The sequence below is a fragment of the Streptomyces sp. x-80 genome (genome assembly GCF_046549095.1).
GTDB classification, from domain to species: Bacteria; Actinomycetota; Actinomycetes; order Streptomycetales; family Streptomycetaceae; genus Streptomyces; species Streptomyces celluloflavus.
Genome location: NZ_JAJPWM010000034.1, coordinates 1 through 16,848 on the forward strand (window position 1 = coordinate 1; position 16,848 = coordinate 16,848).

Sequence of the window (16,848 nt, forward strand, 5' to 3'; positions counted from 1 at the left end):
GGCTCTCCAGCCTCCCGCTGGATCGAGGCACAGGTGTGCCGCAGCACATGGAAGCCGTCCTTCGGGGCCGCCGCCCACTGCCAGGCTTTCGCCCCCTCGGATCGCGCCGGGATGACACCGGCCTTGGCCAATGCAGGCTTCCAGGTGCGGGTGTTCCAGGTGTTCACCGCGACGGCATTGTCGAGTCGTCGCTCCTGCGGCGCCTTGGGCCACCGCTCGGACTTCGTCCGCATGCCGGGACGGGTACCGGCGGGGAGTGCCGCCGGCGCCGCCGGCGCCGCTCGGTGAGATCATCCGTGGCGCGTCGGAGCGGCTGCTCACCTCGCAGTTGCGGCACTGAGCCGGCCGGGACGCCACGCCCCCACCGCGAGCGAACCGCCTGCTTGCCGGGCGGCAGCAGCTACACCGGGCAAGGTCAGCCGGCCAGTATGCGTGGAACTGTTTACTCCGTTTTGGGCGTCGATCAGTCGAATCGTCGTCCATGGGGGACTCCGGCTGTCCTTGACCACGGGCGAACCGCCGAATGCCCAATCCCGAGGGAAGTCCATGCGCACCACTCCTCACCCCGCCCCCGGCCCCTTCGAACCGGTACCGGCCGCGGGCGACGGCGCCTCGCCGTCCGCGTGTTCCCGTACCCGTGTCCGTGGTTGCTCGTCCCGGCAGACAACTGCCGTGCTGCTGCTGGTCTTCGGGGGATTTCTGCTGCCTGTCGTCGGCTGGCTGCTCGGCCTGGCCCTGTGGATACCGGCCCGTGGATGGAGCGTGCGCGCCAAAACGGCAGGGGTCCTGGTATGGCCTGTCACCGCTCTGGGCCTGACGGTCACCAGCGCCGCCACGTACTGGCTCATCCTGCCCCTGGGCGACCCGCTGTCGGCCATCGCCACCTCGTTGTTCCTCCTCGTCCCCAGCAGCTGGTTCCTGCTGCTGCTCCTGGCGGCCTGGACACTTCTCGGCGCCTGTGACAGGAGGACGCGCCGATGATCAGCCGCAGGACCGTCACCACGTTTCTCGGCACGAGCCTGCTGCTCTCCGGCTGCGCACCCCGCGACGCACCTGACCCCGTCGGCCGTTCCGTCCCCCGCACTCCCAAGGCTCCGTCGATCGCCCTGGAGGCGGTTGTCGGCAAACCTCTGCCCGCGGTGTCGCCGACCCCGCAGCAGATCCGCCGCACCGGCCCGGACCTGCCCGTGCCCCGCCTGGTGGACGTCCTCACCGCTGAAGGGGCGGACCCCCGCTGTGCCGACATCGTCGGTCAGGCACTGCGACGCGCAGGCGCCGCCGACGTCCGCATCAGCCCCGCAGGATCCGCCCCGCGCTCCCCTCGCCCGCTGACCATCGTCCTCGGCAACGCCACGGCCCCGCCCATAGCTGGCATGCTCCAGCGCAGCAGAGCCTTCACCGCCAGGTCCCTGCCACCGGAGGGTTACCAGATCACCGCCGGCAGCCTCGACGGCCGCACCGGAGTCCTGCTGGCCGGGGCCGACGGTGACGGCGTCTTCTACGCCGCCCAGACTTTTGCCCAGCTGGCCGGCGACCGCCGCATCGCGGGTGCCACGGTCGTCGACCATCCCGCGATGCCCCTGCGCGGTGTCGTGGAAGGCTTCTACGGCAAACCCTGGACCCATCAGCAGCGCAAGGACCAGATCGCGTTCTTCGGTTCCGTCAAGCTCAACACCTACCTCTACGCGCCCAAGGACGACCCGTACGAACGGGATCGCTGGCGCGAGCGTTATCCCGCGCGCCAGGCACGAGAGCTGGCCGGGCTCGCCCGCCACGCGGCCGCCCATCACGTGCGCTTCACGTACGTCCTCTCCCCGGGCAAGTCCATCGGCTACAACGACGCCGGCGACCGCAAGGCCCTGACGGGCAAACTCCAGTTCCTGTACGACCTCGGGATCAAGGACTTCGCCCTCGCCTTCGACGACATCCATCCCCTCCCCGTATGGAACAGCGCCGCGGACCTGGCCCGCTACGGCACCGTCTCCGAACAGTCTGCCGCCGCCGCCCAGAGCGACCTGACCAACCGCGTCCAGCGCGAGTTCGCCGACCGCCATCCCGGCGTACGGCCACTGCAGTTCGTCCCCACCCAGTACAGCGACCTCGCGGACTCCCCCTACAAGAAGACCCTGCGCCGCACCCTGGACAGCCGGGTGAAGGTGTGGTGGACCGGCGCCGACGTGGTACCCACCTCCCTCACCAGCGGCCAGGCACGCCGGGGGGCCGACGTGTGGGGCCATGACGTGCTGCTGTGGGACAACTACCCCACCAACGACTACGACCGCGCCGCTGGACGCCTCCTGCTCGCTCCCTACGACAAACGCACCCCCGAGCTCGGCAAGCACCTCGGCGGCCTCGCCCTGAACCCGATGAACCAGGCATCGGCCAGCAAGATCGCCGAATTCACCGGCGCCGACTACGCCTGGAACCCCCGCGCCTACCGCCCCGCCGATTCCTGGCACGCGGCCGCCGCGTATCTCACCGGCAACAACCAGCAGGCCACCCGGGCCCTGCTGGTGTTCCTCGACACCCAGCACCTGGCACCTAGCTGGTCGGACGCCCCGTGGCAGCCACCCGCCCCGGCCCTCGAAGCCCGGCTTGACGCCGTCGAACTCTCCTGGCGAGCGGGCAGGAAGGACCGAGCGGTCACCGCCCTGCGGGCACAGGCCGATTCGCTCGCGCAGGCCCCCGACCGGATCCGCAGTGGAGTCACCGATCCCGGCTTCGTCACCGAGGTCAAGCCCTGGCTGGATGCCCTCACGCTGTGGGCCCAAGCGCTCCGGCACACCTGCGAAGCACTCGAATTCCGCAGCAACGGCCACCATACCCGAGCGACCCGCTCCTTCACCGCCGCCGCCGACCTCGCACGCCAGGCATCCGAAATCCGCACCATCCCCGGTGCCACCAGGCCACAGGGAACAGTCAAGATCGCCGACGGCGTCCTCGACACCTTCATCCACCGCGCCCCCCAACTCACCTGAGACAGCCGACCGCACGGACCGGCCCCGGCACGCAGACATCACCGCCCTCGCCGACGAACCCCTTCTCCCGCCTCCGGCGCCAAGAGCGCGCCTGAAAGATCCCGCAAGTCCGTGATGCGACAGGCTGCCCGGGGCTCTTGCCCAGTAGGGCTTGGTCAGTGGACCGCCCCAGGTTCGCCGGGGCGGTCCACCCGTGGACCTGTCGGCGGTGACCAGCAACAACCGGGCCCCACGGCGAGCGGCTCGCTCGCGCCTGGCCGGGCCCAGGACGAGAGCGGCGGCGAGCAGAGCCGGACGGCCGAGCGCGACACCCCGGACAGCGCCCCGTCCGCCGCACGGCAGAGCGACGTCGGACCGTGCCAGGGGTCCGGGCCCCCCAGTTCCCCGTCACGTACCGGCACGCGGCGGTCGAGTTGCCCGGCGAGCGCCTCGGCCGCGTCAGGTGTCCGCCGTTTGCGGGCTCGTCCAGCGGATGCGGGTGCTGCACAGGGCCACGACGAGCGCGGAGGCGGCGACGGCGCCCAGGCCCCACACCAGGCTGCTGGCGTTCGCTATGAAGCCGATGACCGGTGGTCCGGCCAGCAGGCCCGTGGTGCCCATGGCGGCGACCAGGGTCAGCGCGTCCGAGCCCTGTCCCGCCGCGGCCACGTAGACGCACGGGGTCACGGCGGCGATCCCCAGACCGACGCAGGCGAACCCGATCAGGGCCGGTACCACGCCGCCGCTCAGCAGGGCGAGCGCCAGCCCCGCGCCGGCCAGTACGCTGCCGACCAGGACGATGCGCCCGTCGCCCCAGCGGCTGCGCCAGCCGTCGGCGAAAAGGCGGGCCAATACCATCATTCCCGAGACGACGGCGATGCCCATGGGCGCCAGTTCCGCCGACGCCTCGGCGATGTCTTTGAGATAGAGGGCCGACCAGTCGTTCATGGCGCCTTCGGTCACGGTGCCGAACGCCATGGCGCAGCACATCCACAACGTCATGCGGGACGGCATGGTCCGGCCGCGGCGGTTCTTCTTCTCCTTTTCCGCGGCCGGCTGGTCCTCCGTCAGCAGTCCCGGTCCGGCACAGGCGACCAGCAGCAGAACAAGAATGGCCGCCACGCCGAAATGCACGGCCACGGTCGAGGTGACCGCGTTCATGGCCGACGCGAGGACCGCGGCGCACAGGGACCCGCCACTGAACGTCGCGTGCAGTTTCGCCATGGCGTTTCGCCGGTGCTTGACTTCGAGCGCGGCGCCCTGGGCATTCATGGCGACATTCAGGCACCCCACAAGGATTCCGTCGGCACACATGATCACCAGAGCGATCGGATAGTTCGGTGCCGCGGCCAGGGCGAGGAGCAGTACGGCCAGGCAGAGCGCCGACACCAACGCGAGGCGTCGGGAGCCCAGCCGTTTCATCAGCAATGCCACCAGCGGGAAGGACACTGCCGCGCCCACACCGGCGGCCATCAGCAGGAGGCCCACTTCCGCCGCGGTGAGGCCGAGGTCCGTCTTGAGTGTGGGGAGTCGCGACGCCCAGGTGGCGTACTGGAAACCGAGAGAACAGAACAGGGCGGCGATCGCCAACTGTGCTCTGCGGAACGGATCGTGAACGCGGAACACGTGCATCAGCCCACTTCGAATTGCGATGAGGAAACCCCCGGCACCAGGCCGGCCGGCTCCGGGTTCCCGGCCCGGCCGGTCCGCACCGCCCGGAACATGTACACGGCGTTCGCGCCGTAGCTTTCCGCGGGCACGGCCTCGTCATGGGCGACGAATCCGTTCGCCGCCCAGAAGGCCGCGCTGCCGGCGACGGCGACCAAGGAGATCTGCTCGTACCCCTCTGCGCCCGCCGTCGCCGTGACGTGGTGCAGGAGATGCTGTGCCAGCCCCCTGCCGCGGAGGTTCTCCGCGATGACGAGATCGTGCAGATGCAGATTGCGCGAGGAGAAGACGGACTCTTCCGTCCGGGTCAGATCCGGATACCGGAACGCCGGATAGGGCAGGGCCAACAGGTAACCCGCCAGCTGCTGTCCGGTTTCCAGCACGAAGCATGTGGACGGCGACGCGTGAACCCGGGACTCCAGCACGGCCCGCTCCTCCGACAGCCCGAGGGCGGCATAGGTACGGGATTCCAGTGCGACGATGCCGCCCCAGTCGCCGTCGGAGATATGCCGTATACGCACGTCGTGGCTCATTTACGGGCGCCTTCCAGGGGAGTGCCGGCACCGGGTTGCGGGCCATGGTGCCGCGGGCCGTGTCGCCCACCGCCCTCGTCCGGTACGCAGGTGTACGGAAGCGGAGTGAAGCCGTTGAAGCCCTGGGTCATATAGCTGGTGGCGTAGGCGCCGCAGGAGAGCACCCAGACCGGATCTCCCGAGGCGGCCGCCCGGGGCACCTGGACGAGACCGTGCTCATGCGCATAGGCGTCATCGCTGTCGCAGGTGGGGCCCGCGACAACGGCCGGCACAGAAGCGGCATCCGGGTGCGAGGGAAAGACGAGCCGGTACTGCAACTCGTCCATCTCGTACAGACCGTTGAACTTCCCGCAGCTCAGGTACAGCCAGTACTGACGTTCACCGTTCAGTTTCTGTCGCGCGGAGAGCCGGGAGACATGTGCCCGGATGGCACCGTGGTCGGCGACGAGATAACGGCCCGGTTCCGCAAGGAAATCCAGCTGGTGCCCGGGTATCTCCCTGAGCTGCTGCATGCCCTCTCGGAGCACGGCGAATATCTTGTCCGTCGGCGGGTCCAGCGGTCTGCCCCGCTTGTCGAGATATCCGAGAGCCGGCAGGCCACCGCCGAGATTGACATGGTCCAGCGATATCCCTCGCCGGTTCAGGGCTTCGAGGACGTCCGCCAGGCATTCGACGGCGCTGCGCCAGGCTTCGGCCGTCATCTGCTGCGAACCGACGTGCACGGACAGTCCCGACGGTGTCAGCCCCGTTTCGCGGGCCGTTTCCAGCACGCGCACCGCATCCGCGGGCGAGCAGCCGAATTTGTTGCCGAGTCCCCAGAGCGCCCCGTCCCCCTCGGTGGCCAGTCGGCAGAACACCCGGGCACCGGGGGCGTGGCGGGCGATCGCCGTCACGTCCTCCAGGCTGTCGGTCGCGAAATCCCGGATGCCGAGGCGATATGCCTCGATGATGTTCCGGTCGGATTTCACGGTATTGCCGTAGTGGATTCTCTCGACCGGCACACCGGTCCGGAGCGCCTGCACGATCTCCTGGGGGCTTGCCGCGTCGAACCCGGCGCCCTTGTCCGCCAGACAGGAGAGCACCTCGTCCACCGGGCAGGCTTTCATCGCGAAGCGGACGGATAATCCCGGCAGCTCCCTCAGCAGGGTGTCGTAGCAGTCCTCGATTCCGGCGAGATCGAAGATGATCCGGTCCTCGGCGGCGGCCGCCAGGGCGGCGAACAGGGACGTGTTCTCGTACCTCATCGGCGGTCGCGGCCTCGCTGCCTCGGGATGTGGTAGAGGCTGGTGGCTCCGCTCGCGCTCATCATCGCTTCCCACACCTCGATGAGCAGGGCGAAGTCCTCCATGTCATGCCGGGCTTCGTCGAGCAGCCGCTCGCGGCGCGACGCCAGGAGGCCGGCGAACTCGGCATATCTGCCGCCCAGTTTCCGGTAGGAGACATCGAGGACGTCCAGCCGCCGGACGTTCTCCGCCCGCTCCAGCCCGGTGCTTTCCCGGACCATCTCGGCGACCACGGAGGCGCGCACCTGATGCCGGTCGTCGAGCAGCGACTCGCCGGCCTGCGCCATCCTCTCGTAGAGGAAATTGAAGTAGAGCATGGACAGGAAGAACTTCACGAACCGCATCTGGTACGCCAGGAACCCCGGACCGGTTCTGCGCTCCCCGGTGTAGAAATTCTCGATGTTGCGGTTGTGCAGCACACCGGGCAGTGCGGCGTCGTGGACCAGGTGCATGAGGAAGTAGTCGCTGCCGATGGTGTCGGTCGCGGGCGGCAGCGGCACACGTTCGTGCACCTGATGGAAACTGATGTTGCACATGTCCACCCGCATGGGATCGACGAGGGCCAGGACCGAGTGGTCCTGGGTGAACGGCTCGGAGCCGGCTCCCCGGAAGGACTCGTCGACGAGCTGCTTTTTCTCCTCGTCGGACCATTCGGCGGGCGCCCATAGGCCGACCATGTCGGTATAGACGTCACGGTCGAGCTGATAGATCTCGCCGATGTCCACGGAAAGCTCACCCACGAAGGAACTGCCCGCCATCGTCACCGGTTTGTCCGCGTGCCGCGGATCCAGCGTGGTCTCGGACACGTCGTGCACCGCGTCGCTCGCGCGTTTTCCGAGGGACCTGAGCTCGTGGTGGACGGGAAAGACGGGCGCCCCGTTCACGACCTGGTAGCGGCTGTCCGAATCCCTGCGGTGGATGGACCGGCAGCCGAGCGCGGCACCGATCAGGAACGCACGATTGGTGCAGGCGCCGTAGGAGACATCGGCCGGGAGCATGAGATCAAGCACCAGTTCGGGCTTCATGACGTCGGCGCGGTGGATGACCCGTTGCAGAAAGTCCCGCTGCTCCGCTTCGCCGAGATGGTGCACGACCACCCCTGGCACCCCGCGCAATTCCTGGACGGCTCGCGCGTGCCCGGCGAGCACGGGTGTGTCGGAGGAGTCCAGGATCAGCAGATGAACCTCGACGTCGAAATGCTCGGCCGCGTACACGGCCTCCTCGTTGACGGCCGCTATCGTCGCGGCGCACTCCCTGTTGGTGGGCAGCGTCAGACAGATTTTGCGCATACCCGTTCCCCGGTCGACTCTTCGCTTTCCCGCCCGTGCCACGATTCGAGGCCCAGCAGTCTGGCGCCCAGCTCGTTCAGGTTGGCGGTGCCGTACCTCAGGGATTCATGCCGTGTGGCGTCACCGAGCAGCGTCTTGTTCCAGTCCGGTGTACTGAGCCGGCGCCAGGAGTCGACCCGGGAACGCCGCAGTTCCTCATGCGACTCCAGCGCGGGCATCATGGAGAGGTACTGGACGGCCCGCACCCCGTTCTCCGAGGTGTTGGGCGCCACGCCGTGCGCCAGCGCGCCATTCCAGATCAGCAGGTCGCCGGCCTGGAGTTCCGGCCGGACCACGGGCATCTCCGCCCGGTCGAACGTGGGCCGGATCGGGTCCCGGTCCGCCGGCTGAAGGGCCTTCCACCCGTCGAACCGACGGAACAGCTCGGGCGCGCACTGGAAACCGCCGTGATCCGGCTGGGTGGCGTTCAGCGCGATGATCCCCTGAACTCGCTGCGGCAGCACGCCGAGCGAGGTGTCGATATCCCAGTGGAGCTCGATGTCGAACCCGCGCTCCGTGGCCGGGATGAGCGCGCGGTCGCGGTTCTTGATGTTGGGCGGGTTCAGGTTGAGCCGGTCCAGGGTCACCCAGAGTTCTTCGCAGTCCCATACGTCGACGAATGCGTCGTAAACCCGCTGTGCCTGGCGACTGTCCCAGAGGAGCTGGTGGTGGTACGCCTCGACAAACCCGTAGATATGCAGTTCCCGGTCCAGATCCGACCGGAACTCACGGTCCTCGTACCACGTCTCCGGCCGCTCCGGATCGAGTCCCTGGAAGTCCCAGGCGAAATCCAGCAGGCGTTTCGCCGCCGAGGCGGGTATCGCCTGCTTCACCACGACGTAACCGTAGGTTTGCCAGAAAGTGAAGTCCTCCTCGGACAGCACGCGGAGCCGCCTCGATTTCCGGAGGTCCCGCAGCGGTGTCTGCGCGAGATACGTGTCGCCGTCCGAGCTGAAATAGGGGACGTCCGAAGGGGCTCGGGACAGATGGCGTTCAGATGTCAGCATGCAGTCGCTCCAGGGCTTGAATTTTCCGTATGGCCGAGCGGATCGCTCCCGGACTGATCGCGTGCCGGGAAACGCCGGGTGGGTGGCGTATACGCGGTCGTCCACCCGGTCGTATACGCGGTCGTATACACAGTCAGCGCCGAGAACGGCCTCGGTACGGCCGTCGGCGCCGAATGCCGCGGCAGCGCGCGGCGCGGCCGGCGCCGTTCGTCGGCGAGGACGTTGACGCGCGCAGCGGAAGAAGTCGTTTCGGGCAGGAAAGGACAGGGGTGGAAGGTCAGGAGAGGGATGAGCAGGGGGCAGAAAGGATCAGCGCGGCGAGACCCGGAAGGCGCGCACCACCGCGCCGACCGGCCGCTCCGCAGAAGTCGTGGTTCTCGGCGAAACAGCACCAGCTTCCCGCACCGTTACGCCGTGTACGTGGTGCCCTTCACGGGCCATGGACGAAGTGTCCTCATGATGTCGGCCGGCCGCATTCCCCCGCCGCGGGCCGGCACGCAACATCCATCACTTGCTGCGCTTGCGCCCCACTAAAATGGACTAGACCAACTTCCGGTGTCAATACCGAAATCCGGAACGACCGACGACTTCCCTGCGCGAAACGGCCACCTCGCGCACGACGCCGGACCGGCCGGGAACACCGACCGGAGAGACCACCCACGCGCCCCCGCACGGCGCTCCCCACTCAGCACCCCCGCACAGCATCCCCATCCGACGCTCCCCGCGCGGCGTTTCCCGCGCCCCACTCGACACCCCTCCGCACCCCGCACCCGTTCCGCCACAAGGCGGCCCGGCCCGGACACCCGGGACCGAAGCGGGGTGAACGGCACTCTTGACACTGCGGATTGGACTAGGCCAATATTCGTTGGCCTGTACCAATGCCCGTCGCTGTGATCAATGCGTGCGCACTACCCGGAAGGCCCAGCCGATGTCCTCCAGCAAGCACAGCAAGGAGTTGCGGCGACTCGCGCTCTCCGTCCTGCAACCGGGTTTCGTGGGCACCGAGGCACCGGAGTGGGTACTGCGCGCCATCCGTGACGGGCTGTCGTCCGTCGTGCTCTTCACGCGCAACATCGCCTCCCCCGAACAGCTCGCCCGGCTGACCACGCAACTCCGCGCCGAGAACCCGGCGTTGATCATCGCGATCGACGAGGAGGCGGGCGATGTCACCCGGATCGAGTCCGCGACCGGCTCCACCCGCCCCGGCAACTTCGCCCTCGGTGCCGTCGACGACCCCGAGCTGACCGAGTCCGTCGCCCGCGACCTGGGCCGTCAGCTGCACGCCGCCGGGGTGAGCCTTGACTACGCGCCCAGCGTGGACGTCAACTCCAACCCCGACAACCCCATCATCGGGGTCAGGTCGTTCGGCATCGACTCCACCCTGGTGTCCCGCCACACCACCGCATGGGTACGGGGACTCCAGTCCGCCGGTGTCGCCGCCTGCGCCAAGCACTTCCCCGGCCACGGGGACGTCGCCGTCGACTCCCACCACGGCCTGCCCAGCTACGACGCCGGTCTCGACCAGATCGCCGCACAGGCGCTGCCCCCCTTCCGGGCCGCCCTGGACGCGGGCGTGCGCGCGGTCATGAGCGGCCACCTCCTGGTACCGGCCTACGACCCGGACCGGCCGGCCACCCTCAGCCACCGCATCCTCAACGGCCTGCTCCGCGAAGAACTCGGATTCGACGGCCTGATCGTCACCGACGCCATAGAGATGGGCGCCGTCACCCACCGCTACGGCATCGACGGCGCCACAGTACAGGCCATCGCCGCCGGCGCCGACGCCATCTGCGTCGGCGGGGAGAACGCGGAAGAGGCGACCGCCGAACTCCTCGCCGGCGCCCTCGTCGATGCCGTGTCCTGCGGAGAACTCGCCGAAGCGCGGCTCGCGGAGGCGGCCGGCCGCGTCCGGGCGTTCGCCGACTGGTCGATCGACCTGGGCCGGGCCGTCCCGGTCAACCCCATCAGCGGCGACATCGGCTTCACCGCCGCCCGGCGCGCCGTCCGGCTGAGCGGCTCCGTGCACGACGCCCTCCCCCTGGCCGCCCCGCCGCACGTGGTGGAGCTGGTGCCCGCCACCAACCTGGCCATCGGCAAGGAGACGCCGTGGGGCGTCGCCGCGCCACTGCGCGAGCGCCTGCCCGGCACCACCTTCGTGCGCGTCCACCACCAGGAGCTGACCGCTCGCTCCGCCGTCCTGGAGGACTACGCGCTGGCCCCCGCCGCGGGACGGCCGATGGTCGTCGTCGTCCGGGACGCCTCCCGGCACGCCTGGATGGGCCGTGCCCTCGCCGACCTCGCCAAGGCGCGCCCCGACGCGATCGTGGTGGAGATGGGCCTGCCGGGTGGCCCCGCCCTCGGAGCGGTCCAGATCTTCACCCACGGTGCCACCGCGGCCGCCGGTGTCGCCGCCGCGGAGGTCCTGGTCGGCGCCCGATAGGCCGTCACCACGCCCCGGTGTCCGCACCGGCGACGGCGTCCCGCGCAAGTGGATCGCGCATGCGGATCGCGCCGGCTGCCGGCAGACTTCGGAGCCGTCCACCGCGGCGGCGTACGGAACGCCGTTGCCACCAGGAAAAAGACCGCCTCGCGCAGGCCGTCGCCCGAATCGGGGCGGCGGCCTCGTGGGCGTCGGCCACCAGCTCCGTGGCACCGGCCACGCTCCGCTCGGCCGCTCCCTTTCCGCTGCCGGGCCGGCCGAAGCGCCCGCCCACCGCACCGCGCGGCCCCGCTCCACGTACAGGGCCGTATACCAGCCATGACCGCACGTCGGCCGTGACCGTCTGCCGGCCGTGACCGTGCGCCGGCTCCCTTGCCCGCCCCGCTCACCATCCGTCGAAAGCCCCACTCGGCGACCCCGGCCCGGCGCGTTCATGATATAAGTACGCAGGTTCGTCGGCCCGACGATTTCCGGGAACGATCCGCTCTCATCCGAGGCATGCCGGAGCGCGCCACGGGAACCCGGACCGTCAGCCCCCCGGACGACGCGGTGGCGGCCACTTCCCCGGTCGTTTCTCACCCGGTCATGTATCAGCCTTTTGTCCCGGTCACGTACCGGCCCTTCGTGCTGCCCGCGTACCGTACGGGCAGCCGCTGGACGACAGCATTCTGGAGGACAGCGCCATGGACCACTCGACGCACCACCCGACCGACCACCCCACGGACCACCATCCTGTCAACGCGGCGGACTTCCCCCGCCAGTTCGCGCGCACCCGCCGCTTCTCCCTCGGGGTGCCACGGCACTTCACCGTCTCCCCGGACGGCCACCGGATTCTCTTCGTCCGTACCGGATCGGGCACCGACCCGGTGGGCCGGCTCTGGCAGTACGCGGACGGTGCCGAACATCTGCTGGCCGATCCTGCGCTCCTGGTGGGGGACGGTCCTGCGGCCGTTCCGGAGGAGGAGCGGCTGCGCCGGGAGCGGGCCCGCGAGCGGTCCGTGGGCGTGGTGAGCTACGCGACCGACACCGCGGCCCGCCTCGTGGCCTTCGCCCTGTCCGGTGCGCTGTGGGCGGTGCGTACGGACGGCGGTGCGCCGTTCTCCGTCCCGGCGGCCGGGCCGGTCGTCGATCCCCGGCCCTCCCCCGACGGCCGGTACATCGCGTATGTCAGCCGCCGTTCGTTCCACGTCGTCGAGCCGGCCGGGGCCGACCGGCAGTTGGCCCGCGCCGAAGGGCCGGAGATCTCCTACGGGCTCGCCGAGTACACGGCCGCCGAGTCGATGGGCCGGCCGCGCGGCTACTGGTGGGCGCCGGACAGTCGCCGCCTCCTGGTGGCCCGGGTCGACACCTCTCCGGTGGAACGGCGTTACCTGAGCGATCCGGCCGACCCGGCGCAGCCGCCGCGGGTCATCCGCTATCCGGCGGCGGGCACCGCCAACGCCGAGGTCACCTTGCAGCTGCTGTCCCTGGAGGGGGAACGCACCGAGGTGACCTGGGACCGGCAGGCGTACGAGTACCTGGTCGACGCCGGCTGGGACGCGCACGGGCCCCTCATCGCCGTCCAGAGCCGCGACCAGCGCACCCTGCGCACACTCGCGGTCGACCCGGCGACCGGCGCCACCGAGGTACTGCACGAGCGGACCGATCCCGCGTGGGTGGAGATCGTGCCCGGTACGCCGGCCCGTACCGCCTCCGGCGCTCTCGTACTGCCCGAGGACGCGGGCGACACCCGGTATCTGACCGTCGGCGGCCGGCGGGTCACACCGGACGGGCTCCAGTTGCGCGAGGTCCTGGGGGTCGAGGGCGAGCGGGTGCTGTTCACGGCGAGCGAGGACCCGACGCAGACGCATGTGTGGCGCCACGAACCCGGCCGGGGCAACCGCCGGCTGACCCGCGATCCCGGTGTGTACGGGGGGACTTCGCGCGGCGGCACGGCCGTACTGGCCGGGATGACGCCACGGGGCACCGAGGTGAGCGTGGTGCGGGACACCGGGGCGGGCACCGGGCCCGGTGCCCCCGCGCCGTACGGTGTCATCGCCGCACACGCCGAGGAGCCGGCTGTCGCCCCGCGCCCCCGCCATCTCACGCTGGGCGAACGGGAGTTGCGCGGTGCGCTCTACCTTCCGTCGTGGTACGAGGAGGGCGCCGGCAGACTGCCGGTGCTGCTCGATCCGTACGGGGGTCCGTCCATGCAGCTCGCGGTGCGGGCCCGGGGCTGGTTCGCGTGCGTGTCGCAGTGGTTCGCGGAGCAGGGGTTCGCGGTGCTCGTGGTGGACGGGCGCGGGACACCTGGGCGCGGCCCGGCCTGGGAGAAGGCCATTCTGGGCGATCAGCTCGGGCCGGCGCTGACGGATCAGGTGGACGCGCTGCACGCGGCCGCGGAGCGGTTCCCCGACCTGGACCGGACGCGGGTGGCGATCCGCGGCTGGTCGTTCGGCGGGTTCCTGGCGGCGGCCGCGGTGCTGCACCGGCCGGACGTCTTCCACGCCGCGGTAGCCGGCGCCCCGCCCACCGACCAGCGGCTGTACGACACCCACTGGAAGGAGCGTTTTCTGGGCCACCCGGAGGAGAAGCCGGAGAACTACACGCGCTCCTCCCTGGCCGGGCACGGCCATCTGCTGCGCCGTCCGCTGCTGCTCGTCCACGGGCTGGCGGACGACAACGTCGCGGTCGCGCACACCCTGCGCTTCTCGGCGGAACTGCTCGCGGCGGGCAGACCGCACACCGTGCTGCCGCTGCCCGGCGCCACACATCTGCCGGCCGACGACAGGGTCAACGAGAACCTGCTGCGCTTCCAGCGCGACTTCCTGCTCGATGCCCTGAGGGAGCGCGCCGCCGAGGGGTGAGGCGCGCCCGGAGCGGCAGGCGGGGCCCGGCCCCGGTCAGCGGGTGCCGGGCGGTCGTCGCCAGCAGGCCAGGACGTCATCGGTGCGGGTGACGGTGGCGACCAGGGCGAGCGTGTGGCGGACCAGCGCCGGGGTGTAGTCGGCGGGCACCCCGGCGATGGCATCCGCGGGCACCACGGCCGTATAGCCGAGGTTGACCGCGTCGAACACGGCGTTGGGGATCGCCACATTCGCCGACACCCCGGTGACGACGAGCGTCCGGCAGCCGAAGTTGCGCAGCAGGGCGTCCACCTCGGTGCCCGCGATCGGCGAGAGACCGTGGAGGCGGCGCACCACCAGGTCGTCGGCCGAGACCGGTATCGGGTCGGCGATCCGTACCGCGGGGGATCCGGTGGTCTGCCGGACCGGCAGGCGCCCGGCGGCCCTGAAGAGGCGGGCGTTGCGGCTGGCGCCGCGGCCGTCGGGGCGGCGCTCGGCGACCGCGTGCAGCACCTGGACCCCGGCGTGGTGGGCGGCCGCGACGAGCCGGGCGACGTTCGCCAGCGCGCCCGATCCGCGGGCCTCCTCGGCGAGTTCGGGCAGCGCGCTGTCCGGGCCGACCACACCGCGCTGGCACTCGACGGTGAGCAGCACCGTCGACGCCGGGTCCAGCTGCCCGGCCGGTCGGGCGTCCGAAGGCATCGCATCCCCCTCTGTGGCGCGTTCGCGGCCCCGTTCCGGACCGGTCCACGGCGCTGCCGGAGGTGCGCGAGGCTATCGGCCATTGCGCCCGACAGGAAGAGCCCGCATGCTTTCTGACACTCAGTCAGGTCAGATGGCGAGGGCGGCCGGCGGTCGGGTGAGGGAGCCTGCGTGAGTCGTTCCCGGGCCGGCCGGCGGCCCCCGTACAGCGGGAGGCGATGACGGATGGCCGGTACACGGCCCGGAGACGGTGCACAGCGGCGCGGGCGCCGGATCATGATGACGCGGGACGAGCGCGACGCGTTCCTGGCGGCGCAGCGGACCTGCCGGATCGCGACGGTCGGCAGGGACGGCGCACCCCACCTCGGTGCGCTGTGGTTCGTCTGGGACGGGACGGCGCTGTGGCTGTACTCGATCACCCGCAGCAAGCGGTGGGCCCAGGTACGCACGGACCCGCGGGTCGCGGTGGTCGTCGACGACGGGCACGCGTACGGGGAACTGCGCGGGGTCGAACTGACCGGCCGCGCCACCCTCGTCGGCGAGGCGCCGCGTACCGGCGAGCCGTGCCCCGAACTGGCCGTTCCGGAGCGGCTGTTCGCGGCGAAGTACTTCGGCACGGCCGAGATGCCGCACGACGGCCGGCATGCCTGGCTGCGGCTGACCCCGGAGTCCGCGGTCTCCTGGGACTTCCGCAAGCTCCCGGGGTGAGGGGCGGGGGCGGGGCGGCCGACCGGGTCGAGTGCGGCGAGGCACTGGCCGGGTACGCCGAGCAGCGGGACGGCACGGTCGTGGCCCGCTTCTCCGACGGCGGCACCGCGGTCGGCGATCTGCTCGTGGGGCGGACGGAGTGGGCTCGGCGGTCCGCCGCCGGCTGCTGCCCGCCGCGGAGGTGGTCACCGTCCCCGGCAACGCCCTGCTCGGGCGCACACCGCCGACCGCGCGGTGCGCCGCTCTGCTGCCGGGCTTCGGCACGATCGCGCACGAGCCCGGGGTGCGCATGCCGCTGGGCCGGATGGAGTTCCGCCGGCCGCCCAAGGGCTGTCCCGTCATACCTGGTGGATCAGCGCGCGGCGTCAGATGCGGTGCATCGCAAGGCGGAGGAGCGTCCGCATACTGGTTGTATGTGGACGTTCCGACAACGCGGCGAGGTGCCGTAGCTGTCGTCGCGCGCCCGCCAGGTATGACGGGACAGCCCTTAGGCTCGCGGCAGCCGAGCCGGCCCCGGAGGTCGAACTGCCGGACCGGACACCGGCAGTTGTCTGCGCCGGGTGGTGATGCTGCCCGACTCCCTCTCCTCCGCACCGGCGCCTCGACGCCGGACGGCTGGGCGGCCGCTTCGGCCCGCCGAGACCACGCGGGTATCCCGGTCCGTCCACCCGGGAGGGCGGGTCAGCCGTCGGGGTGGAGGGCGGCCCAGCCGTGTTCGAGCAGGGCGAAGGACTCCTCGGCGGCGCGCCGCGGGTCGGTGTGCCGCTGGACGAGGACGCGGGCTTCCAGCGCGAACCGGGCCAGGGCGGCGCAGGCGACGTCGTCTTCGGGCGCACCGGCCTCCGCGGCGATGACCCGCGCCAGGGCCGCTTCGTGACGCGTCCACATGCGGTGGGCGTAGTCGCGCAGCGCCGGGGTGTCCGCCACCATGCGCGTGAAGGCGGCGAACCGCGGGTCCGCGGTGCGGACGGCGAACCGAGTCTGCCCCAGCAGGATGTGCTCACGCAGTGCTTGCGGGATCGACCGGCCGGGGGCGCGTTCCCGTACGGCGGCGACGAGCGCCGCCTCCAGGTCGTCGTCCTGGTCGAAGACCAGCGCTTCCTTGCTGGGGAAGTACTTGAACAGGGTGGTCACCGACACGTCGGCGGCGTCGGCGACGTCCTTGACGCCGACCTGGTCGTAGCCGCGGTCGAGGAAGAGCTGGAGTGCGGCATCGGCCAGGGACTGGCGGGTCCGTGCCTTCTTGCGCTCGCGGCGCCCGGTCGGTTCGGTCACCGGCACACCATATCCCAAGCTGAACCCACTATGAAAGTGAAGTCATTGCACTTTCTTAGTGACTATGTTTTCTTGGTCGTGCGCCGGTTCTCCCGGCAACTCACCCACCATTCGAGGAGACA

General features: G+C 70.7%; 12 protein-coding genes and 1 pseudogene. 5 read left to right on the top strand and 8 right to left on the bottom strand.

Annotated elements, in window-relative coordinates:
* Window positions 1–233 (bottom strand): annotated as a pseudogene (locus tag ACLJWH_RS38920) (hypothetical protein); the annotation flags it as partial.
* Window positions 234–546: 313 nt separating this feature from the next.
* Between ACLJWH_RS38920 and ACLJWH_RS38925 the strand changes: the two are divergent.
* Entirely contained in the window at window positions 547–981 is a 435-nt protein-coding gene (locus ACLJWH_RS38925) for a hypothetical protein (protein ID WP_411146547.1), read from the top strand.
* Window positions 978–2,978 (top strand): beta-N-acetylhexosaminidase family protein, encoded by a 2,001-nt coding sequence (locus ACLJWH_RS38930; protein ID WP_411146548.1) that lies wholly within the window; start codon window positions 978–980, stop codon window positions 2,976–2,978. The genes ACLJWH_RS38925 and ACLJWH_RS38930 overlap by 4 nt, the downstream gene beginning before the upstream one ends.
* Window positions 2,979–3,416: 438 nt before the next feature.
* On the opposite strand, the gene ACLJWH_RS38935 is transcribed toward ACLJWH_RS38930, so the two are convergent.
* The 5 genes from ACLJWH_RS38935 to ACLJWH_RS38955 are packed head-to-tail and all read right to left on the bottom strand — an operon-like array spanning window position 3,417 to window position 8,776.
* Window positions 3,417–4,589, bottom strand: coding sequence for an MFS transporter (locus tag ACLJWH_RS38935; protein WP_411146549.1), 1,173 nt, complete (start codon window positions 4,587–4,589; stop codon window positions 3,417–3,419).
* Window positions 4,589–5,158, bottom strand: coding sequence for a GNAT family N-acetyltransferase (locus ACLJWH_RS38940; RefSeq protein ID WP_411146550.1), 570 nt, complete (start codon window positions 5,156–5,158; stop codon window positions 4,589–4,591). Before ACLJWH_RS38940 ends, ACLJWH_RS38935 begins: the two co-directional genes overlap by 1 nt.
* The gene (locus ACLJWH_RS38945) at window positions 5,155–6,402 is read right to left on the bottom strand and encodes a type III PLP-dependent enzyme (protein ID WP_411146551.1); all 1,248 of its coding nucleotides are present in this window, start codon (window positions 6,400–6,402) and stop codon (window positions 5,155–5,157) included. Before ACLJWH_RS38945 ends, ACLJWH_RS38940 begins: the two co-directional genes overlap by 4 nt.
* Window positions 6,399–7,730 (bottom strand): DUF6271 family protein, encoded by a 1,332-nt coding sequence (locus ACLJWH_RS38950; protein ID WP_411146552.1) that lies wholly within the window; start codon window positions 7,728–7,730, stop codon window positions 6,399–6,401. Before ACLJWH_RS38950 ends, ACLJWH_RS38945 begins: the two co-directional genes overlap by 4 nt.
* Window positions 7,712–8,776, bottom strand: a complete 1,065-nt coding sequence (locus tag ACLJWH_RS38955) for a YbiU family protein (protein WP_411146585.1) — start codon at window positions 8,774–8,776, stop codon at window positions 7,712–7,714. The genes ACLJWH_RS38950 and ACLJWH_RS38955 overlap by 19 nt, the downstream gene beginning before the upstream one ends.
* Before the next feature lie 928 nt (window positions 8,777–9,704).
* Between ACLJWH_RS38955 and ACLJWH_RS38960 the strand changes: the two genes are divergently transcribed.
* On the top strand, window positions 9,705–11,216 hold the full coding sequence (locus tag ACLJWH_RS38960; protein ID WP_411146586.1) for a glycoside hydrolase family 3 protein: 1,512 nt from the start codon (window positions 9,705–9,707) through the stop codon (window positions 11,214–11,216).
* A gap of 683 nt (window positions 11,217–11,899) precedes the next feature.
* Window positions 11,900–14,062 (top strand): prolyl oligopeptidase family serine peptidase, encoded by a 2,163-nt coding sequence (locus ACLJWH_RS38965; RefSeq protein WP_411146553.1) that lies wholly within the window; start codon window positions 11,900–11,902, stop codon window positions 14,060–14,062.
* Window positions 14,063–14,098: 36 nt separating this feature from the next.
* Here the strand turns inward: ACLJWH_RS38965 and ACLJWH_RS38970 are convergent, their stop codons facing one another.
* On the bottom strand, window positions 14,099–14,743 hold the full coding sequence (locus tag ACLJWH_RS38970; RefSeq protein ID WP_411146554.1) for a cysteine hydrolase: 645 nt from the start codon (window positions 14,741–14,743) through the stop codon (window positions 14,099–14,101).
* A 276-nt stretch (window positions 14,744–15,019) separates the two neighbouring features.
* On the opposite strand from ACLJWH_RS38970, the gene ACLJWH_RS38975 reads away from it, so the two are divergent.
* Window positions 15,020–15,451: a pyridoxamine 5'-phosphate oxidase family protein gene (locus tag ACLJWH_RS38975; RefSeq protein WP_411146555.1), complete on the top strand. Its 432-nt coding sequence runs from the start codon at window positions 15,020–15,022 to the stop codon at window positions 15,449–15,451.
* Between the two features lie 681 nt (window positions 15,452–16,132).
* On the opposite strand, the gene ACLJWH_RS38980 is transcribed toward ACLJWH_RS38975, so the two are convergent.
* Window positions 16,133–16,726, bottom strand: a complete 594-nt coding sequence (locus tag ACLJWH_RS38980; RefSeq protein WP_411146556.1) for a TetR/AcrR family transcriptional regulator — start codon at window positions 16,724–16,726, stop codon at window positions 16,133–16,135.
* Between the last annotated feature and the right edge of the window lie 122 nt (window positions 16,727–16,848).

What these genes read in the sequence shown, in the direction of transcription:
- ACLJWH_RS38930 (WP_411146548.1), top strand. Translation starts at nt 978, where the DNA reads ATGATCAGCCGCAGGACCGTCACCACGTTTCTCGGCACGAGCCTGCTG.
- ACLJWH_RS38970 (WP_411146554.1), bottom strand. Translation starts at nt 14,743, where the DNA reads ATGCCTTCGGACGCCCGACCGGCCGGGCAGCTGGACCCGGCGTCGACG.
- ACLJWH_RS38925 (WP_411146547.1), top strand. Translation starts at nt 547, where the DNA reads ATGCGCACCACTCCTCACCCCGCCCCCGGCCCCTTCGAACCGGTACCG.
- ACLJWH_RS38955 (WP_411146585.1), bottom strand. Translation starts at nt 8,776, where the DNA reads ATGCTGACATCTGAACGCCATCTGTCCCGAGCCCCTTCGGACGTCCCC.
- ACLJWH_RS38965 (WP_411146553.1), top strand. Translation starts at nt 11,900, where the DNA reads ATGGACCACTCGACGCACCACCCGACCGACCACCCCACGGACCACCAT.
- ACLJWH_RS38940 (WP_411146550.1), bottom strand. Translation starts at nt 5,158, where the DNA reads ATGAGCCACGACGTGCGTATACGGCATATCTCCGACGGCGACTGGGGC.
- ACLJWH_RS38935 (WP_411146549.1), bottom strand. Translation starts at nt 4,589, where the DNA reads ATGCACGTGTTCCGCGTTCACGATCCGTTCCGCAGAGCACAGTTGGCG.
- ACLJWH_RS38975 (WP_411146555.1), top strand. Translation starts at nt 15,020, where the DNA reads ATGATGACGCGGGACGAGCGCGACGCGTTCCTGGCGGCGCAGCGGACC.
- ACLJWH_RS38960 (WP_411146586.1), top strand. Translation starts at nt 9,705, where the DNA reads ATGTCCTCCAGCAAGCACAGCAAGGAGTTGCGGCGACTCGCGCTCTCC.
- ACLJWH_RS38945 (WP_411146551.1), bottom strand. Translation starts at nt 6,402, where the DNA reads ATGAGGTACGAGAACACGTCCCTGTTCGCCGCCCTGGCGGCCGCCGCC.
- ACLJWH_RS38950 (WP_411146552.1), bottom strand. Translation starts at nt 7,730, where the DNA reads ATGCGCAAAATCTGTCTGACGCTGCCCACCAACAGGGAGTGCGCCGCG.